The organism is Pseudomonas sp. S06B 330 (assembly GCF_002845275.2).
GTDB lineage: Bacteria > Pseudomonadota > Gammaproteobacteria > Pseudomonadales > Pseudomonadaceae > Aquipseudomonas.
Map to the genome: position 1 here is coordinate 580,380 of NZ_CP088149.1, position 24,854 is coordinate 605,233.

Consider the following 24,854-nt stretch of genomic DNA (forward strand, 5'->3'; position numbering starts at 1 on the left):
CGGTCATGGCGTTTGATCTTCGCGCACGTCTGGACCAGCGTCGTGCGGCCGACCTGTATCGTCAGCGGCCATTGCTGCAGAGCCCACAAGGCCCGCAAGTGGTGGTCGATGGTCAGCCGTTGTTGGCTTTTTGCAGCAATGATTACCTGGGCCTGGCCAATCACCCTGAGGTGATCGCTGCCTGGCGCGCGGGCGCTGAGCGTTGGGGCGTTGGCGGTGGTGCTTCGCACTTGGTGATCGGTCACAGCAGCCCGCACCACGAGGTGGAAGAAGCGCTCGCCGACCTCACCGGGCGCCCGCGTGCGCTGCTGTTTTCCACCGGCTATATGGCCAACCTTGGTGCCTTGACGGCACTGGTGGGTCAAGGCGACACGGTGCTGCAGGATCGCCTCAACCATGCCTCGCTGCTCGATGCCGGGCTGCTCAGTGGCGCGCGCTTCAATCGTTACCTGCACAACGATGCGAGTAGCCTGGCCAGCCGTCTGGACAAGGCGGTGGGCAACACCCTAGTGGTCACCGATGGGGTGTTCAGCATGGATGGCGACCTTGCCGACCTGCCTGCGCTGGCCGCCACAGCCCAGGCCCGCGACGCCTGGTTGATGGTCGATGATGCCCATGGCCTGGGCACCTTGGGCCGTAACGGCGGGGGGATCGTCGAACATTTCGGCTTGAGCCATGAACAGGTGCCGGTACTGATCGGCACGTTGGGCAAAGCTTGCGGTACGGCGGGTGCCTTTGTGGCTGGCAGTGAGGAGTTGATTGAGTGCCTGATCCAGTTCGCCCGCCCCTACATCTATACCACCAGCCAGCCACCTGCCCTGGCGTGTGCCACGTTGCGCAGCCTGCAACTGCTGCGTAGCGAGCATTGGCGCCGCGAGCACCTGGCGGCGCTGATCCAGCAGTTCCGCAGCGGTGCCGAGCAGATCGGCCTGCAGTTGATGGACAGCTTCACGCCGATTCAGCCGATCCTGATCGGGGAAAGTGCGCGGGCTTTGCGCTTGTCGCAGATGCTGCGTGAACGCGGCCTGCTGGTAACCGCGATCCGTCCACCGACGGTGCCGGCGGGCAGTGCACGTCTGCGGGTAACCTTGAGCGCAGCACACAGTGCGGCGCAGGTGCAGCTATTGTTGGATGCATTGGCCGACTGTTACCCGCTGCTGGAGCCTGCTGATGCGTAACCGACTGGTACTACTGCCGGGCTGGGGCCTGGGACGTTCTGCTTTACAACCGTTGGTGGCGACGTTGCGCGCTATCGACCCCGGCTTGCAGGTCGAGATTCAGGACCTGCCCGATTTGGTCTCGAATAATCCAAAGGATTGGCTCGACACGCTCGACCGGCAACTGCCACGCAATGCCTGGCTCGGTGGCTGGTCACTGGGCGGAATGCTGGCTGCCGAATTGGCAGCCCGCCGTGGCGACGACTGCTATGGGTTGATAACCCTGGGCAGCAACCTCAGCTTTGTCAGTCGTCCTGATTGGCCGCATGGCATGGCGGTGGACACCTTCCAGACATTTCTCGAGGGATGTCGCTATCACACCCAGGTCACGCTCAAGCGTTTCGTTTCGCTATGTGCCCAAGGTGCACAAGAACCTCGCAGCCTAGCGCGCCTACTTAGTGCCAGCATGCCTACGCCCGCGCCGGAGCAGTTAGTGGCCGGGCTTGAAGTGCTAGGCCAGTTGGATACTCGAAAAGCATTGCAGGCCTATGGAGGCCCGCAGCTGCATCTGTTCGCCGGGCGTGATGACCTGGTGCCGGCGGAAGTCGCCGGGGTGTTGCTCGAAGAATTGCCTGACGTGGAAGTCGGGTTGCTTGAAGACGGTGCTCATGGTTTTGTGATGGAAACACCTCATGAGTTGGCGGCTGCAATAAAGGCCTTTGTACATGAGAGTGGCGATGACTGATCTATCTCTGCCGGGCCTGCCCGGTGCTTTGCCTGACAAGCGCCAGGTTGCTGCCTCGTTCTCGCGTGCTGCCGCCAGCTACGACAGCGTCGCTGAACTGCAGCGTGCAGTGGGGAGCGCACTGCTCGAACAGCTGCCTGCGGGTATTGATCCACAACGCTGGGTCGACCTGGGTAGCGGAACCGGTCATTTCAGTCGCGCCTTGCACAGTCGCTTTCCACAGGCCGCCGGTATTGCTGTGGATATCGCCGAAGGCATGCTTCAGCATGCCCGTGGGCAAGGTGGGGCGCACTACCATGTAGCGGGTGACGCCGAACGGCTGCCGCTGCAGGACGCTAGCGTCGAGCTGATCTTCACCAGCTTGGCAGTGCAATGGTGTGGTGATTTTCGCGCGGTGCTCGATGAAGCCCGACGCATCCTGCAACCCGGTGGTGTGCTGGCCTTTGCCAGCCTCTGCGTAGGTACGCTGTGCGAGCTGCGCGAGAGTTGGCAGGCGGTCGACGGCCTGGTCCACGTCAATCGCTTCCGGCGCCTGGAGGATTACCAGCGCCTGTGTGCCGAAAGTGAGTTGCAAGTACTGGACCTGCAGGCCCGGCCTCATGTGTTGTACTACCCCGATGTGCGTAGCCTGACGCACGAACTCAAGGCCTTGGGTGCGCACAATCTCAACCCGGGTCGCCCTGCCGGGCTGACCGGGCGGGCGCGGATGCAAGGCTTGCTTCAGGCCTACGAACAGTTTCGCCAAGCGCAAGGGCTGCCGGCTACCTATCAAGTGGTCTACGGTGTATTGCAAAAGCCGTTGAAAGAAGGGGAGTAAGATGAGCCCAGCCTATTTCATCGCAGGCACCGACACCGATGTCGGCAAGACCACCGTGGCTGCTGGGCTTTTGCATGCAGCGCATCAGGCTGGCTTGAGCACGCTGGGGGCTAAACCGGTCGCCTCTGGGTGCAGCGCCAGCACCAAAGGGCTGCGCAATGACGATGCCCTGGCACTGATTGCGCAAAGCTCGATCAAGTTGCCGTATGAACAGGTTAATCCCTTCGCTTTCGAGCCGGCCATTGCCCCACACCTGGCGGCCCGTGAAGCCGGCGTAACATTGAGCGTGCAAGCGCTGCTGACACCGATGCGCCAGATTCTGGCCCAGGGTGCCGAGTTCACCCTGATCGAAGGCGCCGGTGGTTGGCGCGTACCGTTGTCCGATCAAGCCAGTCTCTCTGATTTGGCCATTGCCTTGAAGCTACCGGTGATTCTGGTGGTCGGTGTGCGTCTGGGCTGTATTAATCATGCCTTGCTCAGTGCCGAAGCGATTGCCCGCGATGGATTGCAACTGGCCGGCTGGGTGGCAAACATCGTCGACCCGCGCACCTCGCGACTTGAAGAGAACCTGGCCAGTCTGGCCGAGCGTTTGCCTGCACCTTGTCTGGGGCGAGTACCCAAGCTCAAGCAGGTTAGCGCTGAAGCGGTGGGGGCACACCTGCAGTTGGACCTGCTGGACTAGCCTGAGTCTATCGAATGGCAACATGCCATTACTGATTTCAACGGGCCTTTTGCCAGTAGCTCTGCTTCAATGGAAGCTGTTCGCCTTCAGCGTCATGGAGTTTCGACATGGAAATCTCAGGCAACTCAGCATTCTACGCAGGGCTCGGAGCCATTCAGGCCGGGCACAACCGCGTCGATCAGGCCGCCAGTCAGATCGCTAACAGCACCGTCGAGCGTGCAGCCACCAGCCAGTCCAGTGACTACCAGGCCGAGCGCCTGCGCGCAGTCGATCGCAGTCAGCAGATGGACCTGGCCATCAGCAGTGTGGAAATGGCCCTGGGCAAGCATCAGGTCGAATTGGGTGTCAAAGTGGCCAAAGCATCGGACGAAATGCTCGGCACGCTGATCGACACCTACGCTTGAGCCCCTCGCCGCGCGAGCTACGCGGCTTCAACTAATCTTTGAGTATCAGCGCCTTGACCCTGTTGGCAGGCGCTTGGCTGCGCGTTTGTGCGGTTTTTTGCCAGATCAATCGACCAGTCTTGCATGACCGAACTGCCCTCTGGTTGATGCTTGACAAGTTTTCGGCGTAAACGTATGTTTCAAACAACTGTTTGACCGAAAGCCACCTAGAGCTGGTCGGTATATCGCGGTCTCCCTATCCAGGATTCATCAGCAGAGGTTCATCGCTATGCCTGAGTACAAAGCCCCCTTGCGTGATATTCGCTTCGTGCGTGACGAGTTGCTCGGTTACGAAGCGCATTATCAGAGCCTGCCGGCTTGCCAGGACGCCACCCCAGACATGGTTAGCGCCATCCTCGAAGAAGGCGCCAAGTTTTGTGAACAGGTTTTGGCTCCGCTGAACCGTGTAGGTGACCTGGAAGGCTGTACCTGGAGCGAGTCGGGCGTGAAAACCCCGACCGGCTTCAAGGAAGCCTACAAGCAGTTCGTCGAAGGTGGCTGGCCAAGCCTGGCCCATGACGTCGATCACGGCGGTCAGGGTCTGCCTGAGTCGTTGGGCTTGGCGATCAGCGAGATGGTCGGTGAGTCGAACTGGTCCTGGGGCATGTACCCTGGTCTGTCGCACGGTGCGATGAACACCATCTCTGAGCACGGCACTGCCGAGCAGCAAGAGACCTACCTGACCAAGCTGGTATCTGGCGAGTGGACCGGCACCATGTGCCTGACCGAGCCGCACTGCGGTACCGACCTGGGCATGCTGCGCACCAAGGCCGAGCCTCAGGCTGATGGTTCCTACAAAGTCACCGGCACCAAGATCTTCATCTCGGCCGGTGAACACGACATGGCCGACAACATCGTCCACATCGTACTGGCGCGCCTGCCGGATGCTCCGGCTGGCACCAAAGGTATTTCCCTGTTCATCGTGCCGAAGTTCATGCCGACGGCCGAAGGCACTGTTGGCGAGCGTAACGCGGTGTCCTGTGGCTCCCTCGAGCACAAGATGGGCATCCACGGTAACGCCACCTGCGTGATGAACTTCGACGCCGCTACCGGCTACCTGATTGGCCCGGCCAACAAAGGCCTGAACTGCATGTTCACCTTCATGAACACTGCTCGCCTGGGTACTGCGCTGCAAGGCCTGGCCCACGCTGAAGTCGCGTTCCAGGGTGGCCTGAAGTACGCTCGTGACCGCCTGCAAATGCGCTCGCTGACGGGACCGAAAGCACCGGAAAAAGCCGCTGACCCGATCATCGTGCACCCCGACGTTCGCCGTATGCTGCTGACCATGAAAGCCTTCGCCGAAGGCAACCGCGCCATGGTCTACTTCACGGCCAAGCAGGTCGACATCGTCAAGTACAGTAAAGACGAAGAAGAGAAGAAGAAGGCTGATGCACTGCTGGCGTTCATGACGCCGATTGCCAAGGCGTTCATGACCGAAGTCGGTTTCGAATCGGCTAACCACGGCGTACAGATCTATGGCGGCCACGGCTTCATCGCCGAGTGGGGCATGGAGCAGAACGTTCGCGACAGTCGAATCTCCATGTTGTACGAAGGCACCACCGGCATCCAGGCACTGGACCTGCTCGGCCGTAAAGTGCTGATGACCCAGGGCGAAGCGCTCAAGGGCTTCACCAAGATCGTGCACAAGTTCTGCCAGGGTAACGAAGGCAATGAAGCCATCAGCGAGTTCGTTGCACCGCTGGCCCAGTTGAACAAAGAGTGGGGCGAACTGACCATGAAGGTCGGTATGGCTGCGATGAAAGACCGCGAAGAAGTCGGTGCCGCCTCGGTGGACTACCTGATGTACTCCGGTTACGCCTGCCTGGCTTACTTCTGGGCTGACATGGCGCGTCTGGCTGCGGAGAAACTGGCTGCAGGCACCAGCGAAGAGGCGTTCTACACCGCCAAACTGCAGACTGCGCGCTTCTACTTCCAGCGCATCTTGCCGCGTACCCGCACTCACGTGGCGACCATGCTGTCGGGTGCCAACAACCTGATGGACATGAACGAAGAGCACTTCGGTCTCTCGTACTAAGTCATCTACGGTAACGAAAGACGCCTGCCCTGATCGGCAGGCGTTTTTTTTGGAGCGTTTTCAACCCGAAGACTCTGCACTTGCTGTAACAGTCGCAATTCGGGTACCGCGCGGGGTCTGGCGAATCGCGGTGGCCAGTTTTACAGCCGTTTCACGCCCGATCGCAGCCTTACGGCAGCGGCTACAAGGAGGCAGTCACAAAATCACGAGGTGCGAAGGGGCCCGACAAACCGTACTCATCAATTCATGCGCGTTGCCGATACATTAAGGCACAATGCCATTATTGATCTGCCGGGTCGGAGATTACCCTTGTTTCGTTTATCCGCTGTACGCCTGAGCCACTTTTTGCCATCAGCCTGTTTGCTGGTGTCAGGGCTCGCGGCTGCCTATGTTAGAGACCTCAACGTCTTCTTCACCTCCCTGTTCAATGTTCTGCCCACCCTGGTCCTGTTGCTCGGTGGTGCCTATTGCACCGTTTATCGTCGTCAGCGCGAGCTGTTCCTGATGCTCACGGTGTACATCGCCTATTTTTTGCTCGATACCCAGACCGACTTCTACCGTGACAATGGTCGTGTTCGCGAAGATGCGGCGGTGGTGTTTCATTTGGTCTGCTTGCTCTTGCCGCTGATGTTCGCCCTCTACGGTGCCTGGCAGGAGCGTACGCATCTGTTTCAGGACTTGGTCGCCCGTTTCGCGGTTTTACTGGCTGTCGGCAGTGTCGCCCTGGGCCTGGAGCAAAGTTTTCCACAGGCCTTGCTAGGTTGGTTGGCTGAAATTCGCTGGCCGTCGCTGCATGGCCATTGGATGAGCCTGATCCAGCTGGCCTACCCGGTGTTTTTCATTGCCTTCGTGGTGCTCGTGGTGCAGTACCTGCGTGAACCCCGGCCTTTGCATGCCGCGCAGGTCATTGGGCTGATCGGTATTTTCTGGATGCTGCCAAAGACCTTCATCCTGCCCTTCACCCTCAACATCATGTGCAGTCAGGTGATGCTGATGATCGCCGCGGCGGTGTCTCACGAGGCCTATCAGATGGCCTTTCGTGATGAGCTCACAGGCCTGCCCGGGCGACGCGCACTCAATGAACGCATGCAGCGCCTGGGGCGCAGCTATGTGCTGGCGATGACCGACGTTGATCACTTCAAGAAATTCAACGATACCCATGGCCACGATGTCGGTGACCAGGTCCTGCGCCTGGTAGCCAGTAAACTGTCCAAGGTCACCGGTGGCGGTCGGGCCTATCGTTACGGTGGTGAGGAGTTTGCCCTCGTGTTTGCCGGCAAGAGCATCGAGGAATGCATGCCACACCTGGAGGCGGTACGCGAAATGATCGCCAACTACAACATCCAGTTGCGCAATCAGGACAACCGGCCACAGGACGACCAACAAGGCCGTCAGCGACGTGGGGCATCGGCAGCAACAAGCGTATCGGTGACCATCAGTATCGGCGCGAGCGAGCGTCTGATTGATCACCGCTCACCCGACGAAGTGCTCAAGTCCGCCGACCAGGCGCTTTACAGTGCCAAGGGCGCCGGGCGTAACTGCGTTATGGCCTACGGTCATCAAGCCAAGCGAGGTGCAGTGCGCACGGCGTGACCGAGATTGACCGAATAGTCGCCAGATGACCCTATGTCTCGCAAAAGTTGTTCGGTTACACTGCCTGCATAACAGTGACGCGGTCCTGCGGGGCCGCCCCCGACGCTAGTATGAGAGGTTGCCATGGCTGACTATAAAGCGCCCCTGCGCGATATGCGCTTCGTCCTCAATGAAGTCTTCGAAGTCTCCAAGCTCTGGGCGCAATTGCCCGGCTTGGCCGAAGCTGTCGATGAGGAGACTGCCCTCGCGGTGCTGGAGGAGGCCGGCAAGGTCACTGGCAAGAGCATCGCGCCACTGAGCCGCAGCGGCGACGAAGAAGGCTGCCATTGGGACAACGGTGCAGTGAGCACCCCAGCAGGATTCATCGAGGCCTACAAAACCTACGCCGAAGGTGGTTGGGTCGGTGTGGGTGGGGATCCCGCCTATGGCGGTATGGGTATGCCCAAGGTGATCTCGGCCCAGGTCGAAGAAATGGTCAACTCATCGAGCCTGGCGTTCGGTCTGTACCCGATGCTGACTGCCGGTGCCTGCTTGTCGATCAACGCCCATGCCAGCGACGAACTCAAGGAAAAGTACCTGCCGAACATGTATGCCGGTGTCTGGGCCGGCTCCATGTGCCTGACCGAGCCACACGCAGGGACCGACCTGGGCATCATCCGCACCAAGGCCGAGCCTCAAGCAGATGGCAGCTACAAGGTCAGTGGCACCAAGATCTTCATCACCGGTGGTGAGCACGACCTGACCGAAAACATCATTCATCTGGTGCTGGCCAAGCTACCGGACGCGCCAGCCGGGCCAAAGGGCATTTCCCTGTTCCTGGTGCCCAAGTTCATGGTCAACGACGACGGCAGCCTCGGCGCACGTAACCCGGCCAATTGCGGTTCGATCGAACACAAGATGGGCATTCAGGCTTCGGCTACTTGCGTAATGAACTTCGATGAGGCCGTGGGCTACTTGGTCGGCGAGCCGAACAAAGGCTTGGCGGCGATGTTCACCATGATGAACTACGAGCGCCTTGGTGTGGGTATCCAGGGCCTGGCGTCGGCGGAACGCTCCTACCAGAACGCCATCGAGTATGCCCGTGACCGTCTGCAGAGCCGCGCACCTAGCGGTCCGCAAGCCAAGGACAAGGTCGCTGACCCAATCATCGTGCACCCTGACGTGCGACGCATGTTGTTGACCATGAAGGCATTGAACGAGGGCGGTCGCGCCTTCTCCACCTATGTCGCCATGCAACTGGACACCGCCAAGTACAGTGAAGACGCAACCACCCGCAAGCGCGCTGAAGACCTCGTCGCGTTGCTGACCCCGGTCTCGAAGGCATTCCTCACCGACCTCGGTCTGGAGTCTGCAGTACATGGTCAGCAAGTGTTCGGCGGCCATGGCTACATCCGTGAATGGGGGCAGGAGCAACTGGTGCGTGATGTGCGCATCACCCAGATCTACGAAGGCACCAACGGTATCCAGGCTCTGGACTTGATGGGGCGTAAGGTTGTCGGTAGCGGTGGGGCGCTATACAAGCTGTTCGCCGATGAGATCCGCCATTTCACCGCCACTGCCGACAGTGACCTAGGTGAGTTCGTCAAACCGCTCAACGCCGCCCTGGATAACCTCGACGACCTGACTGCCTGGGTACTGGATCGAGCCAAGAACAACCCGAACGAAATCGGTGCGGCCTCGGTGGAGTACCTGCAGGCATTCGGCTACACCGCCTACGCCTACATGTGGGCACTGATGGCGCGCACGGCGCTGGGCAAGCAGGGTGAAGAAGATTTCTACGCCAGCAAGCTCGGCACCGCACGTTTCTATTTTGCCCGTCTGCTGCCGCGTATTCACTCGCTCAGCGCATCGGTGAAAGCCGGCAGTGAGTCGTTGTACCTGCTGGACGCGGCGCAGTTTTGAAAAAGCACGTCGTGTAAGCAATGTCTTACACGACGTAGTGACTTTTCGCCTCTATCGAAAGATTGGATCCACAGTTAATCTTCTCACATGGACGTAGCGCAGGAAGCGCAAAGTACAGAACAGGGACACGAAGGATTCCTGCCAGGGTGGCGGGGCGAAATGGATGTCAGGGAAACAGTCTGCAAAGCCCCGCTTCGGCGGGGTTTTCTTTTGCCCGAAGAAAAGTTCAGGCAAGCATCAGCCCAGCACATCCAGCGGGGATACCCCCATCTGCCTGGGATCGGCTTCTTCTTCCAGCAGCGTACGCAGCAGCTCGACCGAGGCCTGCTGGCGCTGCGCATCGCGAAACACCAGGCCAATCTTCAGCGGTACCCTTGGCTCACTCAGCGGTTTCCAGAGGAGCTCTTGATCATCCTCAACCACTTCCTTGGCGCGCCCTGGCAGTACAGTGGCCAGTGAAGTATGGCCGAGGCTGTCAAGAATCCCGCCCATGTTGTTCATTTCGGCCTGTACCTGTGGTCGCCGACCGAGGTTGGCCAATTGGGTCTGCCAGATCTGGCGCACCTGGAATTCTTCGCCAAGTAACAGCATGGGAAGTTCTGCCGCTTGCTTGAGTGAAACCTTCTTGAATTCACGCAACGGATGAGTGTTGGGGATGACAAGTTGCAGTTCGTCTTCGTACAGCAACAAGCCATGCAGCCCTGGCTGGCGTGGCGGCAGGTAGCTGATACCGATGTCCAGGCTACCGTTGAGCAAGCGTCGCTCGATCTCCAGGCCTGACAGCTCGTAGATCTGCACGACCAGATGTGGCTGGGCCTTGCGCACACGGTCGAGTAGTTGCGGGACGAGACTTGGGCGTACCGTTTGCAGGACACCAATCGCCAAGGTGCGCAGTGACTGCCCCTTGAAGTTGCGCAGGGCCTCGCGGGCCCGCTGCAAGCCGTCGAGCAGAGGCAGGGCATGGTTGTACAGGGTGTGCGCGGCGAGGGTCGGCAACAGACGCTTGTTGCCCCGTTCGAACAGGCTGACATCCAGGCTGTGTTCGAGTTGACGAATCTGTTGCGAGAGCGCCGGTTGCGACAGCGACAGGCGCTCGGCAGCCCGGCCTACATGACCTTCTTCGTAGACCGCGACGAAATAACGCAGTTGGCGAAAATCCATAAGATTTACTTATCAAAAAAGCTCGAAAAACCAAATGGCCGTTAGCCTCCAAGCAGCCTAGTCTATCCCCTATTCACAAGGCTTGCAGGGCCATTAGGCGAAATGAACGCTGTGTATCGTGATGTTATTTACATAGGATTGGCAAAAGGGTTGAAAACATGAATCTGTTCAGTTTTCGACGCCCCGCGCCCGTTGTGGCCGAGCGCAAGCCTGTGCCGGTTGCCGCGGCGGCCGCTGAAGCCTTGCCTCGCGACTGCCTGATGCCCGCCACGGCACGTGCGCCACAGGTGTTCGTTCGCGGCCAGGGTTCCTGGTTGTGGGACAGTGAAGGTCACGCCTATCTCGATTTCACCCAGGGCTGTGCAGTCAACAGTCTCGGTCATAGCCCTAGCGTGCTGGTTAAAGCGTTGGGCAGCCAGGCGCAAGCGCTGATCAATCCAGGGGCAGGCTTTCATAACCGTAGTTTGTTGAAGCTGGTTAACCTCCTTTGTCAGAGCACGGGCAGCGACCAGGCCTATCTGCTCAACAGCGGTGCCGAGGCCTGCGAAGGTGCAATCAAGTTGGCGCGTAAGTGGGGGCAGCTGCATCGCAATGGCGCCTATCACATTATTACTGCCAGCCAGAGTTGCCACGGGCGCAGCCTGGGCGCGTTGTCGGCCTCTGACCCATCACCATGCAACCGCTGTGAGCCGGGGTTGCCAGGTTTCAGCAAGGTACCGTTCAACGACCTGGAAGCGCTGCACGCCGCCGTCGATTCGCGCACGGTGGCGATCATGCTCGAGCCGATCCAGGGTGAGGCCGGAGTGATTCCAGCGACTGCTGCCTACCTCAAAGGTGTTGAGCAACTGTGCCGTGAGCTGGGCATCCTGTTGATTCTCGATGAAGTGCAGACCGGTGTTGGTCGTTGCGGCGCCCTGCTTGCCGAGCAGACCTACGGTGTACGCGCCGACATCATCACGCTGGGCAAGGGCCTGGGTGGCGGTGTGCCATTAGCAGCCTTGCTGGCCCGTGGCAGTGCCTGTTGTGCCGAAGCTGGCGAGCTGGAGGGCAGTCACCACGGCAATGCACTGATGAGCGCCGCCGGCCTGGCAGTGTTGGAGACCGTACTGGAAGCGGGTTTTTTCGAGCATGTCCAGGATTCCGGCCGGCACCTGCGTGATGGCCTGAGTCGTTTGGCTGGCCGTTATGCACAGAATAAAGTACGTGGTCAGGGCCTGCTGTGGGCGCTGCAACTGAGCGAAGACAATGCCGCCGAACTGGTCAAGGCTGCCCTGCAGGAAGGCCTGCTGCTCAACGCCCCGCAGGCTGACGTGCTGCGTTTCTCGCCAGCGCTGACCGTGAGCAACGGCAACATCGATGAAATGCTCCTGCGCCTGGCCCGGGCCTTTGCTCGGGTGCACTCAGCGCAACAACACCAGCGGCGCGAAGCCACTGCCTGATTTTTCACCTTCGGTGAAGTAACCGAACCGTCTCGCGTTCCTGCGCATCGCCCCGGGCCTGTAATTTTTGGCTTGGGGCGTTTTTTTATCTGCTACGAGTGAGTGGAACCCTGACGCGGCGCTAGAGTCAGTTCTAGTACATCACTGAAGGGAGCTGCCCAATGGACTTTATCCGCATCATCATCGCCATTCTACTGCCGCCACTGGGCGTATTCCTGCAGGTCGGCTTCGGCGGTGCCTTTTGGCTGAACATTCTGCTGACGTTGTTGGGGTACATTCCGGGCATCGTGCATGCGGTGTACATCATCGCCAAACGCTAAAGGCAGGCTCGGTGCTTGCTGCCTGATTGTGGGAGTCAGCTCCCACAAATCAGCACAAGACAGAGGGTTTCACAGAGACCGCCATTATTTATCGGCTAAAACCCGTCGATAAAACCGCCATTCCTCCTCCAGCGCATGCGCCAGGTTGGCTGCGGTACGAAAGCCATGGCGTTCGCTGGGATAAAAATACCCCTCAGCACGGATGCCATTGGCTTTAAGCGCTGCCAGCATCGAACGGGTCTGCTCCGGGACCACGACAGCATCCAGCTCACCCTGAAAGAAGATCACCGGCACCTTGATTTCAGAGGCATGCAACAACGGCGTGCGTTGCTTGTAGCGCTCGGCATCTACCAGCGGATCGCCGATCAGCCAGTCCAGGTAATCGCCTTCGAACTTGTGTGTGGCGCGCGCCAGCGCCAGGGGGTCGCTGACGCCATAGAGGCTGGCGCCGGCGCGGAAAACATCGTGGAATGCCAAGGCGCACAGGGTGGTGTAACCCCCAGCACTGCCACCACGGATAAACGCCTGCTCAGGATCGATCAGCTCGCGTTCGGCCAGGTGCTCAACCACGGCGCAGGCATCCTCGACATCAATCTCACCCCAGCGCAGATGCAGGGCCTGGCGGTAGCTGCGACCGTATCCACTGCTGCCCCGATAATTGAGGTCCGCCACGGCGAAGCCACGTTGGGTCCAGTACTGGATGCGGGGGTCGAGTGCCGGATAGCAGGCCGAGGTCGGTCCACCATGGACGAATACGATCAACGGTGGCCGCTTGGCGCCATTCATGGCCGAGTAAAAGAAGCCATGGGCGATACCGTCACCGCTGGGATAGCACAATGACTGTGGGCGACTGATGCGTTCGGCAGGCAAGGGGGACGCGCCACCCGCCAAAACCTGGACGCGATGATCCACGCGGTTGATGGCAATCACCGCAGACGGGCTGGTGGGCGAGGCGGCGATGGCGTAGAGAAAATTCTGATCCAGATCCAGGCAGCGCAAACGGCTGTAGTCAGTTTCCACTTGCTGTTGCGAACCATCGGCATGACACAGGCCCAGGCGGCTGAAACCGTCCTCGAGCCAGGTTGCCAGGTAGTGATGTTCACCCAGCGGCAGCCAGGTGCAAGCGCCCAGTTGCCAAGGCGCCGCAGCGTGATCCGCGCTGCTGGCGGGCAAGGCACTCCAGCCCTGGGCGGTTTCGCCCCAGGGCTGCCAGAAACCGTTTAGATCGGACAGGCAATACAATCGACCGCGGCCATCGAAGCGAGGCTGTTGCAGTGATTGCGCCGGGCCTTGGTTACCGGCAATGCAACGTGGCAGCCCCCAGCGTCCGTCGTTCATCCGCTCACGGCAGAGCAGGCGGGTGGCGGTCCATGGCTGCTCGGGCCGGCTCCACTCGACCCACGCCAGGCGAGAGCCATCGGCACTGAGCGTTGGTGCTGCATAAAAGTCCGCCCCTTCGGCCAGCACCTCGCGCTGTTCTGGAGCAATGGCTACCAGGCGGTGCTCGACCTGATCCATAGCGTGGGTCTCTTCCACAGCCAGGACCTGACCCGCCGCCCAGCGCAGATCACCATAACGGCACTCACCCTGGGTCAGTGGTACAGGTTCGCCACCTTGCAAGTCTTGTGTGTACAGCTGCTGGTCGGCCTCGTTGACGAAGACCACACCGTCATCGCTCAAGCAAAAGCTGCCTCCGCCGTACTCGTAGACCCGACTACGGACACTGAAACCATCGGGCGTAAGGCAGTGGGCCTGGCCATCACGCCAGTGCCAGATGCGGCAGGCGCCGTCGCGCGGACGGAATTCGTTCCAGAACAAACCTCGGGGACCGACGCGTAACTCAGCAAAGTCGGTGCCGGCAGCCACCGCTTGTTCGGCGCTGAAACGCTCAGCCGCGGGCGATGACACGGGAGTTTCGCTCATTGCGGAAGGTCAGCTCTTCAATGTTCAGGTGGGCGTGCTCGGCTTCCTCGCGCGCCTTGAGGATGATGCCGTGCTCGGCCGATTTGGCACAGACCGGGTCGGCATTGCTGGCGTCGCCGGTGAGCATGAAGGCCTGGCAGCGGCAGCCGCCGAAGTCCTTTTCCTTTTCGTCGCAGGAGCGGCACGGCTCGGGCATCCAGTCATAGCCGCGAAAGCGGTTGAAGCCGAACGAGTCGTACCAGATGTGCTGCATGCTGTGCTCGCGCACATTGGGGAACTGCACGGGCAACTGACGGGCGCCGTGGCATGGCAGCGCGGTGCCATCCGGGGTGACGGTGAGGAACACACTGCCCCAGCCGTTCATACAGGCCTTGGGGCGTTCTTCGTAGTAGTCCGGGGTGACAAAAATCAACTTGCACGGATTGCCGGCAGCCTTGAGTTTGTCGCGGTATTCATTGGTGATGCGTTCGGCTCGCTCCAGCTGCGCGCGCGTTGGCAACAAGCCGATGCGGTTGAGATGGGCCCAGCCATAGAACTGACAGGTGGCCAATTCTACGAAGTCAGCCTCCAGGGCGATGCACAGCTCGATGATGCGGTCGATTTTGTCGATGTTGTGCCGGTGGGTGACAAAATTCAGCACCATCGGATAACCGTGGGCTTTGACCGCGCGGGCCATTTCAAGCTTCTGTGCGAAGGCTTTTTTCGAACCGGCCAGCAGGTTGTTGACCTGCTCATCGCTGGCCTGAAAGCTTATCTGGATATGGTCCAGGCCGGCTTCTTTGAATGCGGCAATCTTCTGTTCGGTGAGGCCAATGCCGGAAGTGATCAGGTTGGTGTAGTAACCCAGGCGCCGACCTTCAGCGATCAACTCGGACAGATCCTGGCGCACCAGCGGTTCGCCACCGGAAAAGCCCAATTGCGCTGCGCCCATTTCCCGCGCCTGGGCCATGACCTTGAACCATTGCTCGGTGCTCAACTCCTGGCCCTGGGCGGCGAAATCCAGCGGGTTGGAGCAGTACGGGCACTGTAGCGGGCAACGGTAAGTCAGCTCGGCGAGCAGCCACAGTGGCAGGCCGACGTCGGGTTTGGCCGGCATCTCAGGCAAGGACGATCCAGTGTTCGACACGGGCGACCTCCATGAACTGCTCGATGTCGTCACCGAGCTCGGGTACACCGGGGAACTGCTTGTCCAGCTCGGCAATGATCGCTGCCACATCGCGGTGGCCGTCGATCAGCCCGCCGATCAGCGCGGCACTCTCGTTGAGCTTGATCATGCCCTCTGGGTAAAGCAGGACATGGGCCTTTTGCGCAGGCTCATACTGGAAACGATAACCCGGGCGCCATTTCGGGGTTTGTGCGCGATCAAAACTCATAGGGCGATTCCTTTGTGCCAGACCCGTTCGCTGGTGACACTGTGGTAAGGCGGGCGGTTCAATTCGTAGGCCATGCTCATGGCATCGAGCATGCTCCAGAGAATGTCCAGCTTGAACTGCAGGATCTCCAGCATGCGCTGCTGGCCCTCTACTGTAGTGTAGTGCTGCAGGGTGATTGCCAGGCCGTGTTCGACATCCCGACGAGCCTGACCCAGGCGGGTACGAAAGTATTCGTAGCCGGTTGGATCGATCCAAGGGTAGTGCTGTGGCCAGCTGTCCAGGCGCGACTGGTGGATCTGTGGGGCGAACAGTTCGGTCAGCGAACTGCTGGCCGCTTCCTGCCAGCTGGCGCGGCGGGCGAAGTTGACATAGGCATCCACAGCAAAGCGCACGCCTGGCAGCACCAACTCCTGGGAACGCAACTGGTCCGGATCCAGACCGACTGCTTGACCCAGGCGCAACCAGGCCTCGATACCGCCGTCTTCACCGGGCGCACCGTCATGGTCGAGCAGACGCTGAATCCACTCGCGACGGATCTCGCGGTCCGGGCAGTTGGCCAGGATCGCGGCATCCTTCATCGGGATGTTGACCTGGTAGTAGAAGCGGTTGGCAACCCAGCCCTGAATCTGTTCACGGCTGGCACGGCCTTCGTACATCGCCACATGGTAGGGGTGATGGATGTGGTAGTAGGCACCCTTGGCGCGCAGGGCCTGTTCGAATTCGGCGGGGGACAGCGCTTTGGCGTCGCTCATGTCGGCTCCTGCTAGAGGGTGATGCTCATGCCGTCGAAGGCAACTTCAACGCCACGGCGGTCGAGTTCGGCACGTTCGGCCGAGTCTTCATCGAGAATCGGGTTGGTGTTGTTGATGTGGATAAGCACCTTGCGCTGAGCAGGGAAGCCTTCCAGCACTTCAAGCATGCCCCCCGGGCCATTCTGCGCCAGGTGACCCATTTCCCGGCCTGTGCGTGTGCCGACGCCACGGCGTTGCATTTCATCATCCTCCCACAGGGTGCCGTCGACCAGCAGGCAATCTGCCTCGCGCATCATTTGCAGCAGCTTGTCGTCGACCTGGCCCAGGCCTGGGGCGTAGAAGAGTTTGCCGCCAGTGCGCAGGTCTTCGACCATCAGCCCGAGGTTGTCGCCAGGATGCGGATCGAAGCGGTGAGGTGAATAAGGCGGAGCAGCGCTGCGCAACGGGAACGGGGTGAAGCGCAGGTTCGGGCAGGCTTCAATGATAAAGCTGCCTTCCAGCTCGATGCGGTTCCACTGCAGGCCGCTGTTCCAGTGGCTCAACATGGTGAACAGTGGGAAGCCGGTACTCAGGTCCTGGTGGACCATTTCTGTGCACCAGACCTGATGCGGACAGCCTTCACGCAGGCTGAGCAGGCCGGTCGTGTGATCGATCTGGCTATCGAGCAAAACAATGGCGTCGATGCCGCTGTCACGCAGCGCACGCGCAGGCTGCATGGGCGCGAAGCTCTGCAGTTGTGCACGGATATCGGGCGAAGCGTTGCACAGCACCCAGTGGACACCGTCGTCGGACAGGGCAATCGACGACTGGGTCCGCGCTGAGGCGCGCAAGGTACCTTCGCGAAAGCCTTTGCAGTTCACGCAGTTGCAGTTCCACTGCGGGAAGCCGCCACCGGCGGCGGAACCTAGAATCTGGATGTACATGGCCACTCCTGCCGCGTCTTGAAATAAAAACGCCCCGGCTGACCGAGGCGTTGTACCGCAAGCAAACTCAGCGGCTTGCGAAATACATGGTCACTTCAAAGCCGATACGCAGGTCAGTGAATGCAGGTTTTGTCCACATAGGATTACTCCTTCCGGATGGGGCTTGGGTTAGACAGCTAGTTGTTAGTCCACCCCACGGCATGCGGGGTTCCATTAGCTGAGATTGCGCTATCTTACTAAAAAAATACGAACCGAATGGTTAAATCTACGATAAACGCCGTTACACATCAGGTAAGAATCACGCCATTGTCCAGCCAGCGCCTTGTGGGGCTAGGCCATTGGCCAGGCACAGCCAACCCTGTCTGGCGTGGATTAGAGCGTGGGCGCATTCCCGTAGTTTTGTATCGTCAATACTGAGAATCGCTGCTTGCAGATCGCTCAGGCATGCGTTGCTATGCTTGGCTAACTGTGCCTGCCACGCCCATTCCGCGACGTCGTCATTGCTCATGGTCGCCTCACTGAGCTGCTCGGCGAGCGCCTGCTGGGCCTCGGTGTTACAGCTCAAGGTGGATGGCAAAGGTGCGAGAAACGCATGGATGTGGGTGAGGATCTGTTCGTGGCTGGCACTGGGCGACTGCACTCCGAGGAGTAGGCCACTGCAGCCATGCAACTGACGAAAGGTACTGAAGACGGCGTAGCCCAGTTGTAACTCAACCCGAAGACGCTGATAGAACGGCCCTTGGATCTGCTGTGCCAGCAAGCGGGCACAGGCTTCGTCAGGTAGTGGACAGAACAGTAACAGGGCGTGTTCGTTGGCCAATGGCGGTAGGAATTGCCAGCGGCGCACAGCGCCGAGCTGCACTGGGCGATGTGCGCCTGGATGCCCAGGAACAGACTGCAGGACTCGATTTAACGCTTGCTGCGATGGTTCGTTGAGCCCAGTGGCCATGGCCTGCCATCGGGCCTGTGCCCATAAGGCTTGTAGGTCGCCGGGCTTGCAGGTGGATGTGGGCAAGGCAGCACGGTCTTGACCTAACAAGCGTTCGGGAAGCTGTCGAAGCAACGCGCGAATCGGCATGGCGTCGGATTCAACCGCGGACTTTTCGGCCCAGCTGGCAGCGTCAGGGTGAACTAGCAGCGTCAGGGCCTCACGGGCCACCTTGACCATCGCGTCCGCTGCGCCAGCGCAACGTAATTGCCAGATCTCGCCATAGGTGTCGAATTGCAATGCAACGCCAACCCGAGCCGCGCGCTCACGCAAGGGTTGCAACGCTCGGTCGAGGACCTGCCAGAGTTGATCGGGCACGGTCGCAGTGAACTGCCAGCGCAAATAGACGACAGCGTGCTCGCGTGAGGGCGGCAATAGCGGGCTCAAAAATACGCCAGTGGGCACTGGGGTGCTGCTGTTGTCGGGTACGAGGGTGTCGAGCAACGTTTCTGGCGCCGGTAGAGACCAGAATTCAGTGCATGACGCGCTGTGATCGAGCAGGCTATCGAGCACACTGTCCAGGGCTTGCTCGGCGTCGGCGCTGAGGGCCTGATAAGGCCGAGAGGCACTGTCACGGCATGCCAGGTCTAGCGCTGTCGCGGTTTGTTCGCGGCAGGCTTGCAAGCGTGCGTATTCCCGGTTCAGCGCGCTGCGCTCGGCAGTACGGAAAAACCTCAACCAGTCCTGCAGCAACGCCTGGGCCTGGTCGCTGACAGCTGCATCGTTGAGCTTCAGGCGCGTATGCAGTAGCGCTTGACCGGCAAAGCAGTACAGCGGCGAGAACGCCATTGAATGCAACCAATCGCGCTGACGAAGCGCTGCCAGCAGCCCGCCGTCCCGTGCGTCGGTCAACCAGGTGGCCAGATAGTCAATGGCCTGCTCCATACCGGCAGGTTGTTGTTCCACCGCCTGCAGCAGCTCAAGCTGCTGGCCGACCAGTTGCGGCACGAGGCTGTTATCGGTCAGTGCTGTCGGTGTTGCCTGCCTGATCCTTTTACCCGTGGCAACGATGCCTCCCGCACTGACAGCCAGCGCCTCAAGCTCCGTCAGGCTGTGCGGTCCACTCAGGCTGAGGCGCATTTGCCCTGCCTGATAATAGCGTTCGTGGAAGCCCTGCAAGGCGGATTGAAAGTCGCGACTGTGCACGGGCAGGCTGTAGCGGTTACCTGCGTGGAAAGCACTCAGGGGATGGCGTTTGGAAACCCGTTGCAGCAGAGCGAACTGCGCCTGAGCCTGGGGATTGCGGGACCAGGCGATGAATTCGGCATGGATCACTTCGCGTTCACGCACCTGCCGTTGCTGCTCCAGAACCGGGTGCGTGAGCATCTCGCACAAGCGCTCAAGGCCGCCGGCAAATGCTGCTTGCGGGACCTCGAAGAAATAATCGGTGGTGCGCTCACGGGTGCTGGCATTGACTTGGCCACCGTGCCGTTGCACATAACGCATCAGGCCATCGTCGAGGGGAAAACGCTCTGTGCCGAGAAATAGCAGGTGCTCGAGAAAGTGTGCGAGCCCAGAGTAGGCGCGCGGGGCGTCATGACTACCGACCATGACCCTTACGGCGGCCGCGCAACGCTTTAGCTGCGGGGCATGGCGCAGGGTGACGTGCAGGCCATTGGCGAGAGTGAGGTGTTGCACAGAGCTGGGCATGACGGTTCCGTTGCAGCGCGAACCGTCATGCTAGCGGATTATTCGCGATCACGCGGAGTGCCATACAACTCAGGGCGCAGGTCGTGCAGGTAAGGCGTGTTGGCGCGTCCTTCATGTACCCGTTGTATTTCCAGGTCGGCCTGCAGCAGGGTGCTGTCGCGCCCGGCCATGGCCAGGATGCTGCCGTCCGGGCCGACAATGCTGCTTTGCCCACAGTAGTGGATTTCGCTTTCGGCGCCGCAGTAGTTGGCATAGGCCAGGTAGCATTGGTTCTCGTAGGCGCGAGCGCGAACGGTCACTTGGGCGATGAAATCGTAGGGAACCATGTTGGCCGTCGGTACCAGAATCAGCTCAGCACCCGCCAACGCCAGGCGCCGGGCATTTTCCGGAAACTCGATGTCGTAACAGATCAGTACGCCCAGGCGCCAGCCGTTCAGCTCCACCACCGGATAGTGGTCGGGTCCGGGACTGAACATTGCCCGGTCGAGGCCACCGAACAAATGGGTCTTGCGGTAGTTGCACAGGCTGCTGCCGTGGGCGTCGATCAATTGCACGGCGTTATACACCCGGCCGTCCTCGGACAGTTCTGGGTAGCCATAGGCAATGGCGATACGATTGCTCTGGGCGATCTCCACCACGGCCATGGCCGAAGGCCCATCTTCGGGCTCGGCCAGGCGCTCAACGGCTTCGCTGCCGATGTTGTAGCCGGTCAGGAACATTTCTGGGCATACCAGCAAATCGGCGCCGCGGGCGGCTGCCAATTGCGCCTGCTGGTGCAGGCGCTCGAGGTTGCCAGGTACATCCAATGGCTGCGGAGCACCTTGATACAACGCGATGCGCATGACGTTACTCCCGTCAGTCGGCGAGGGCGATTGGTCCGAGTTCGTCGAACACATCGCCGGGGCCTGGGTTGTCCGGATGGGTATGCCCACCGAAGTGAGTCATGATACCCCACACCGCATTGAGCGAGGTTTGCACCGCGCCTTCGACCCAGGCAGGGGTCCACGATACGTCGTCGCCAGCGATGAAAATACCGCGTTGTTCGGCGGGCATATCCTGCTGCATGAAGTGTGCGTACATGCGCTGGTTGTAGCGGTAGTGGCCCGGCAGGGCACCTTTGAACGCGCCCAGAAAATGCGGGTCGGCCTCCCAGGACACGGTGATCGGATCACCGATGATGTGGCCGGCGATGTCGACTTTCGGATAGATCTTCTTCAGCGCGTCGAGGGCCAGTTTCACGCGCTTCTCTACCGGATGCGGAAGCATCTTCAGCGCATCGCTCATCCAGGAGTAAGACAGGCAAATGACCCCCGGCTTATCGTCACCGTTGTCGAACAGGTAGGTGCCGCGAGTCAGGCGGTCAGTCAGGGTCATGCTCATCAGGTCGCGACCGGTTTCTGGATCTTTGTCTTTCCAGAAGGGGCGATCGACCATCACAAAAGTCTTCGATGATTGCATGTAACGGGTACGGTCCAGGGCCATCCACATCTTTTGCGAAAACAGTGATTCTTCGCATTCGATCTGGGTGGTCAGCAGCCAGCTTTGGCAGGTGGTAAGTACCGCGGCGTAGTGGCGGGTATCACCCCAGTTGTCCGTTACGGCCAGGCGTCCATCGGCGTCGCGGGCGATGCTCTTGACTCCCGGGCGCGGAGCGCCACGGTGCAGGGTGCTGAGGCTGGTACCTGCGGGCCAGTGGGCGCAACGCTCAGGGACATGGCGCCAGATACCCAGCGGTACCTGCTCGACACCGCCGACCACCAGGTGCTGGTGGTCGTCGCAGTTGGTCATCACTACACGGAAGATTTCCAGCATCGAATTGGGGAAGTCCGAGTCCCAGCCACCGGTACCGAAACCAACTTGGCCAAACACTTCCCTATGCAGGAAACTGAGCTTGGCAAAGGCCTTGGAGGTGGCGACAAAGTCGTAGAACGTGCGGTCATCCCATAGTGGCACCAAGGTGTTCCACAGCTCCTTGAGGCGCGCTACATCGCGATCACGAATGGCTTGCTGGATATCGCCGAAGCGGGCGCCATCCTCCAGGGCGTCAGCCCAGGCATCGGCGACTTCCTGGAACAGCTTGGGCAGGTCGGAGAGTTTCTCGGCGTAATGGGTCTGGCCTTCCAGGTCGATGACCGTGCTGCCTGATGCCGGGGTCAGCGGGTTGGGGAAGGGTTTGGTCTCCAGGCCCAGCTTGTCGACATAGTGATAGAACGCTGTGGACGACACCGGGAAGCGCATGCCACCCAGTTCTGCGATGATCCCGTCGGTGCCTTCGAAGGCCTGCGAGCGCAGGCGTCCACCCATCTTCGACGCTTCGTAGACTACCGGTTTGAGGCCTAGCTTCATCAACTCATAGGCTGCCACCAGGCCTGCGATACCGGCACCGACAATCGCCACTTCTTCGCCATGACGTGCGGCTGGGATGCTGCCCAGGCCGGCTGGATGCTCAATCCAATCGTCAAAGGCGAAGGGAAAGTCCGGGCCGAAAATGGTGACAGGTTTTTTGCCGTCGGCGGGGTGGCGATTGTTCTTGTTCATGGGTGACCTTGCCAGGGCTGCGCAGGATGCGGAGCTTGAGTATAGGAAAACGCTGGCGGTCAGTTTAGAGGGTGATGCTTACGTAATTAAGAAGCAGAGTGTCGTCTATTTTTGGTATTGGATGTCAGTTTGTATGGTTTCTTTGTCATATTGACGACCTTGTTTTACCGTTAGACGGGTTGGCCGCGATCTACCTTGCTACTGAGGATGATTGAGGTGGTGGTTTTTTCCACGCCATCAATACTGCCAATCTGGTCGAGCAACTGGTCCAGTTGTTCTGGCGAATCGCTGCGTAGCCAGGCGACATAGTCGAACTCACCGCTTACCGTACACAGCTGCTGAACCTGGCCCATGGCACTGAGCCGGCGCACCACGTCCTTGCCTGAGCGTGGCTGCACTTTGATCCCGACATAGGCTTGCAGACCGCCATCGATCAATCGCTGACCCAGGCGTACCCCGTAGCCGCTAATGACCTTGGTCTTTTCCAGACGCGCCAGCCGCGAGGTCACAGTGGTGCGGGCAATGCCCAGTTGCCGGGCAAGCATGGCGACGCTTTCGCGGGCGTTGATTTGTAACAGCGAGATCAGTTGGCGGTCGATTTCGTCGAGGGCGACGGGACGGCTGTCGGACATGGGAACTCTCTGGCGAACGCCGCGCAGTGCGACGGATGAAATAAGAGCGCTAGCCTATCCACTGCGCTGGTTGCCGAACAAGCCATTGGCACGTCCGGCAGTCACTGCGCCACTATCAACCTGCGTGAACCAATGCCTGCACTTCATCGAGGGTTTTATAGGGGATGACCGAGCGCGGAAGGCGGGACGTGGGCGACAAATTGTAGACCGCGAAGTCCTTCCCTACGACCGACTCGGCCATCAACTCGAAAGATGGCAGAATCCTAGAGTCGAAGTGTTGGTCCAGGCCGCACGGTGACAGCTTGGAGTGCAGTTTTTCGTAAAATCTGCCAGCGTTCTGGTTAAGGTCCACACCCACCAGAAAGACCTTGTTGAAGCCGGCATGGTAGGCAATCTGCAGCGCTACGTACGCCACGGTGCGGGCGTCGAAAAAGCCGCGGTGCAGGTTCTTGCTGAACCCCAGCGGCTTTTTGCGTGTGCCTGGAAAGGGCCGGTTGCGGATCAGTTCGTGGTCTTTGCGCAACAGGTCGGAAAACTTTGCCTTGCGCGCCTTGCGCAGAAAGTACAACTCGCCGCTGGTTGTAACCTGGGCGCTGTTGTAGTGATCCTCCCAGAGCGCGACTCGTTCACTTCTGTGCATGGCTTGGGCAAACAGCTCGGGCTGTTGGTTGGAGAAATCTCGGTCCGTGCAGACATAGAAGAACGGTTTGATCGGTGTATCGATGAACATCGAGATCGCGCCGTTCATCGTGATCATCGGAATATCGGCGAATGCCTGGAACGGGAAGTCTTTTGCCGAGCTGCCAGAGGCGATAATGAACACTGAACCTGAGCCAGCATTGCGGCAGTCATCGAAGTGGCTGACGCTGAAGGGCACGTCTGGCGTCAGCCGTGCTGTAGAGGCGTTCATTGTACAAATCCTTAACTGGGCGTTCGGCGCTTGGCGATGATCTTTGCTGGGTGAAACCCGGATACTTTATAAGTTTTCACAGCGGGAAAACACATGTAGTTTTCAGCGGCGAGCCGCTGAGACTGCGCAATACACCGTCCACGCATTCCCTAAGGAGAAAAGATGATCGAATGGATCGCCCTGGCGCTATCACTCTGCTCGTTGCTGATTGTGATTTTCTATGTGAAATGGGGTAATCCCAACGCAAGAAACCGCCGCCGGAAAGCTCGCTTGAAGCAGGTGCCGGAATTTGATCGAGGGGCATATGTATTCAAGAAGAAATACCCTCAGTACGCATACGGTACAGGGACCTATGGTCTGCCGACAGTCAAGGATTTCGGGGACGGAACTACCCTCAAAATAGGTGCCTATAGTTCTATCGCCAGTGGTGTACTTATTGTGTTGGGCGGGCACCACCGGACGGATTGGGTGACCACCTATCCTTTCCCGGCCAAGCTGTCAGAGGCGGCTCACATTAGTGATTACGGCGGCTCGCGTGGAGATGTGATCATCGGCAACGATGTATGGCTGTGCTCCCAGTGCACCATCCTGTCCGGGGTTACCGTGGGAACAGGTGCTGTCGTTGCGGCATCCACTGTGGTTACCCGGGATGTGGCGCCTTACTCCATCGTTGCGGGTAACCCTGCGCGGGTGGTCGGTTGGCGATTTGACGAGCGCGTTCGCGCCGAACTCCTGGCTTCGCAATGGTGGGAATGGCCGAAAGAGGAAGTGACCCAAGTTGTTGGATTGCTCTGCAATGACAACATTGAGAACTTTTTGGCTTACGCCCGTAAGCGCAACGCTGTGCCTGCAACAGCATGAACTGGGCGCC

Annotated in this window: 23 protein-coding genes; 11 read left to right on the top strand and 12 right to left on the bottom strand. The window is 59.8% G+C overall.

The features are described 5' to 3' along the window. Positions 1-5: 5 nt before the first annotated feature. From bioF to CX511_RS02735, 8 genes are all read left to right on the top strand, one after another. Positions 6-1,178 carry an 8-amino-7-oxononanoate synthase gene (gene bioF, locus CX511_RS02700; protein ID WP_101293379.1) on the top strand — a complete coding sequence of 391 codons (1,173 nt, stop codon included), beginning with the start codon at positions 6-8 and terminating at the stop codon, positions 1,176-1,178. Then, positions 1,171-1,902, top strand: coding sequence for an alpha/beta fold hydrolase (locus CX511_RS02705; RefSeq protein ID WP_045180596.1), 732 nt, complete (start codon positions 1,171-1,173; stop codon positions 1,900-1,902). Before bioF ends, CX511_RS02705 begins: the two co-directional genes overlap by 8 nt. Then, positions 1,895-2,719 (top strand): malonyl-ACP O-methyltransferase BioC, encoded by an 825-nt coding sequence (bioC, locus tag CX511_RS02710; protein WP_101293378.1) that lies wholly within the window; start codon positions 1,895-1,897, stop codon positions 2,717-2,719. The genes CX511_RS02705 and bioC overlap by 8 nt, the downstream gene beginning before the upstream one ends. Position 2,720: 1 nt before the next feature. Continuing rightward, positions 2,721-3,401 carry a dethiobiotin synthase gene (gene bioD / locus CX511_RS02715; protein ID WP_101293377.1) on the top strand — a complete coding sequence of 227 codons (681 nt, stop codon included), beginning with the start codon at positions 2,721-2,723 and terminating at the stop codon, positions 3,399-3,401. Positions 3,402-3,508: 107 nt separating this feature from the next. After that, positions 3,509-3,805 (top strand): pyrroloquinoline quinone biosynthesis protein PqqE, encoded by a 297-nt coding sequence (locus CX511_RS02720; RefSeq protein ID WP_101293376.1) that lies wholly within the window; start codon positions 3,509-3,511, stop codon positions 3,803-3,805. Between the two features lie 268 nt (positions 3,806-4,073). Next, positions 4,074-5,879: a phenylacyl-CoA dehydrogenase gene (locus tag CX511_RS02725; protein ID WP_101293375.1), complete on the top strand. Its 1,806-nt coding sequence runs from the start codon at positions 4,074-4,076 to the stop codon at positions 5,877-5,879. 309 nt (positions 5,880-6,188) lie between these two features. Continuing rightward, positions 6,189-7,472: a GGDEF domain-containing protein gene (locus CX511_RS02730; protein WP_045180581.1), complete on the top strand. Its 1,284-nt coding sequence runs from the start codon at positions 6,189-6,191 to the stop codon at positions 7,470-7,472. 123 nt (positions 7,473-7,595) lie between these two features. Then, positions 7,596-9,374, top strand: coding sequence for an acyl-CoA dehydrogenase C-terminal domain-containing protein (locus CX511_RS02735; protein ID WP_045180578.1), 1,779 nt, complete (start codon positions 7,596-7,598; stop codon positions 9,372-9,374). 237 nt (positions 9,375-9,611) lie between these two features. Here the strand turns inward: CX511_RS02735 and CX511_RS02740 are convergent, their stop codons facing one another. Then, positions 9,612-10,535, bottom strand: coding sequence for a LysR family transcriptional regulator (locus tag CX511_RS02740; protein WP_045180575.1), 924 nt, complete (start codon positions 10,533-10,535; stop codon positions 9,612-9,614). 158 nt (positions 10,536-10,693) lie between these two features. Here CX511_RS02740 and CX511_RS02745 point away from each other — a divergent pair, with 158 nt between their 5' ends. Both CX511_RS02745 and CX511_RS02750 read left to right on the top strand, forming a co-directional pair. Next, positions 10,694-11,974: an aspartate aminotransferase family protein gene (locus CX511_RS02745; protein ID WP_101293374.1), complete on the top strand. Its 1,281-nt coding sequence runs from the start codon at positions 10,694-10,696 to the stop codon at positions 11,972-11,974. A gap of 161 nt (positions 11,975-12,135) precedes the next feature. After that, a complete protein-coding gene (locus tag CX511_RS02750; RefSeq protein ID WP_003177654.1) occupies positions 12,136-12,294 on the top strand; it encodes a YqaE/Pmp3 family membrane protein in 159 nt (52 codons plus the stop codon). Between the two features lie 84 nt (positions 12,295-12,378). Here CX511_RS02750 and CX511_RS02755 read toward each other — a convergent pair whose 3' ends face one another. From CX511_RS02755 to CX511_RS02805, 11 genes are all read right to left on the bottom strand, one after another. Further along, positions 12,379-14,217 (bottom strand): S9 family peptidase, encoded by a 1,839-nt coding sequence (locus CX511_RS02755; RefSeq protein ID WP_101293373.1) that lies wholly within the window; start codon positions 14,215-14,217, stop codon positions 12,379-12,381. Beyond that, entirely contained in the window at positions 14,183-15,343 is a 1,161-nt protein-coding gene (gene pqqE, locus CX511_RS02760) for a pyrroloquinoline quinone biosynthesis protein PqqE (RefSeq protein WP_101293372.1), read from the bottom strand. The genes CX511_RS02755 and pqqE overlap by 35 nt, the downstream gene beginning before the upstream one ends. Beyond that, a complete protein-coding gene (pqqD, locus tag CX511_RS02765; protein ID WP_045180560.1) occupies positions 15,315-15,590 on the bottom strand; it encodes a pyrroloquinoline quinone biosynthesis peptide chaperone PqqD in 276 nt (91 codons plus the stop codon). Before pqqD ends, pqqE begins: the two co-directional genes overlap by 29 nt. Next, a complete protein-coding gene (pqqC, locus tag CX511_RS02770; protein ID WP_045180557.1) occupies positions 15,587-16,342 on the bottom strand; it encodes a pyrroloquinoline-quinone synthase PqqC in 756 nt (251 codons plus the stop codon). The genes pqqD and pqqC overlap by 4 nt, the downstream gene beginning before the upstream one ends. Before the next feature lie 11 nt (positions 16,343-16,353). After that, the gene (gene pqqB, locus CX511_RS02775; protein WP_045180554.1) at positions 16,354-17,265 is read right to left on the bottom strand and encodes a pyrroloquinoline quinone biosynthesis protein PqqB; all 912 of its coding nucleotides are present in this window, start codon (positions 17,263-17,265) and stop codon (positions 16,354-16,356) included. 67 nt (positions 17,266-17,332) lie between these two features. Continuing rightward, the gene (gene pqqA / locus CX511_RS02780; RefSeq protein ID WP_010209364.1) at positions 17,333-17,404 is read right to left on the bottom strand and encodes a pyrroloquinoline quinone precursor peptide PqqA; all 72 of its coding nucleotides are present in this window, start codon (positions 17,402-17,404) and stop codon (positions 17,333-17,335) included. Positions 17,405-17,563: 159 nt separating this feature from the next. Beyond that, the gene (gene pqqF, locus CX511_RS02785) at positions 17,564-19,903 is read right to left on the bottom strand and encodes a pyrroloquinoline quinone biosynthesis protein PqqF (protein ID WP_101293371.1); all 2,340 of its coding nucleotides are present in this window, start codon (positions 19,901-19,903) and stop codon (positions 17,564-17,566) included. Between the two features lie 38 nt (positions 19,904-19,941). Next, positions 19,942-20,745: a carbon-nitrogen hydrolase family protein gene (locus tag CX511_RS02790; RefSeq protein WP_045180549.1), complete on the bottom strand. Its 804-nt coding sequence runs from the start codon at positions 20,743-20,745 to the stop codon at positions 19,942-19,944. A 13-nt stretch (positions 20,746-20,758) separates the two neighbouring features. After that, positions 20,759-22,441, bottom strand: a complete 1,683-nt coding sequence (locus tag CX511_RS02795; protein WP_101293370.1) for a flavin monoamine oxidase family protein — start codon at positions 22,439-22,441, stop codon at positions 20,759-20,761. A gap of 170 nt (positions 22,442-22,611) precedes the next feature. Then, a complete protein-coding gene (locus CX511_RS02800) occupies positions 22,612-23,073 on the bottom strand; it encodes an Lrp/AsnC family transcriptional regulator (protein WP_045180543.1) in 462 nt (153 codons plus the stop codon). Between the two features lie 115 nt (positions 23,074-23,188). Continuing rightward, entirely contained in the window at positions 23,189-23,983 is a 795-nt protein-coding gene (locus CX511_RS02805; RefSeq protein ID WP_045180540.1) for a WaaZ-like lipopolysaccharide core biosynthesis protein, read from the bottom strand. Between the two features lie 165 nt (positions 23,984-24,148). Here CX511_RS02805 and CX511_RS02810 point away from each other — a divergent pair, with 165 nt between their 5' ends. After that, positions 24,149-24,844, top strand: a complete 696-nt coding sequence (locus CX511_RS02810; RefSeq protein ID WP_231353415.1) for a CatB-related O-acetyltransferase — start codon at positions 24,149-24,151, stop codon at positions 24,842-24,844. Positions 24,845-24,854: the final 10 nt, after the last annotated feature.

Excerpts from the sequence above, each read along its gene's own strand:
- bioC (WP_101293378.1), top strand. The coding sequence starts at position 1,895 with ATGACTGATCTATCTCTGCCGGGCCTGCCCGGTGCTTTGCCTGACAAG.
- CX511_RS02725 (WP_101293375.1), top strand. The coding sequence starts at position 4,074 with ATGCCTGAGTACAAAGCCCCCTTGCGTGATATTCGCTTCGTGCGTGAC.
- pqqD (WP_045180560.1), bottom strand. The coding sequence starts at position 15,590 with ATGAGTTTTGATCGCGCACAAACCCCGAAATGGCGCCCGGGTTATCGT.
- pqqC (WP_045180557.1), bottom strand. The coding sequence starts at position 16,342 with ATGAGCGACGCCAAAGCGCTGTCCCCCGCCGAATTCGAACAGGCCCTG.
- bioD (WP_101293377.1), top strand. The coding sequence starts at position 2,721 with ATGAGCCCAGCCTATTTCATCGCAGGCACCGACACCGATGTCGGCAAG.
- CX511_RS02790 (WP_045180549.1), bottom strand. The coding sequence starts at position 20,745 with ATGCGCATCGCGTTGTATCAAGGTGCTCCGCAGCCATTGGATGTACCT.
- pqqF (WP_101293371.1), bottom strand. The coding sequence starts at position 19,903 with ATGCCCAGCTCTGTGCAACACCTCACTCTCGCCAATGGCCTGCACGTC.
- CX511_RS02795 (WP_101293370.1), bottom strand. The coding sequence starts at position 22,441 with ATGAACAAGAACAATCGCCACCCCGCCGACGGCAAAAAACCTGTCACC.
- CX511_RS02705 (WP_045180596.1), top strand. The coding sequence starts at position 1,171 with ATGCGTAACCGACTGGTACTACTGCCGGGCTGGGGCCTGGGACGTTCT.
- CX511_RS02735 (WP_045180578.1), top strand. The coding sequence starts at position 7,596 with ATGGCTGACTATAAAGCGCCCCTGCGCGATATGCGCTTCGTCCTCAAT.
- CX511_RS02750 (WP_003177654.1), top strand. The coding sequence starts at position 12,136 with ATGGACTTTATCCGCATCATCATCGCCATTCTACTGCCGCCACTGGGC.
- CX511_RS02720 (WP_101293376.1), top strand. The coding sequence starts at position 3,509 with ATGGAAATCTCAGGCAACTCAGCATTCTACGCAGGGCTCGGAGCCATT.
- CX511_RS02805 (WP_045180540.1), bottom strand. The coding sequence starts at position 23,983 with ATGAACGCCTCTACAGCACGGCTGACGCCAGACGTGCCCTTCAGCGTC.
- CX511_RS02800 (WP_045180543.1), bottom strand. The coding sequence starts at position 23,073 with ATGTCCGACAGCCGTCCCGTCGCCCTCGACGAAATCGACCGCCAACTG.
- CX511_RS02740 (WP_045180575.1), bottom strand. The coding sequence starts at position 10,535 with ATGGATTTTCGCCAACTGCGTTATTTCGTCGCGGTCTACGAAGAAGGT.
- CX511_RS02755 (WP_101293373.1), bottom strand. The coding sequence starts at position 14,217 with ATGAGCGAAACTCCCGTGTCATCGCCCGCGGCTGAGCGTTTCAGCGCC.
- pqqB (WP_045180554.1), bottom strand. The coding sequence starts at position 17,265 with ATGTACATCCAGATTCTAGGTTCCGCCGCCGGTGGCGGCTTCCCGCAG.
- bioF (WP_101293379.1), top strand. The coding sequence starts at position 6 with ATGGCGTTTGATCTTCGCGCACGTCTGGACCAGCGTCGTGCGGCCGAC.
- CX511_RS02745 (WP_101293374.1), top strand. The coding sequence starts at position 10,694 with ATGAATCTGTTCAGTTTTCGACGCCCCGCGCCCGTTGTGGCCGAGCGC.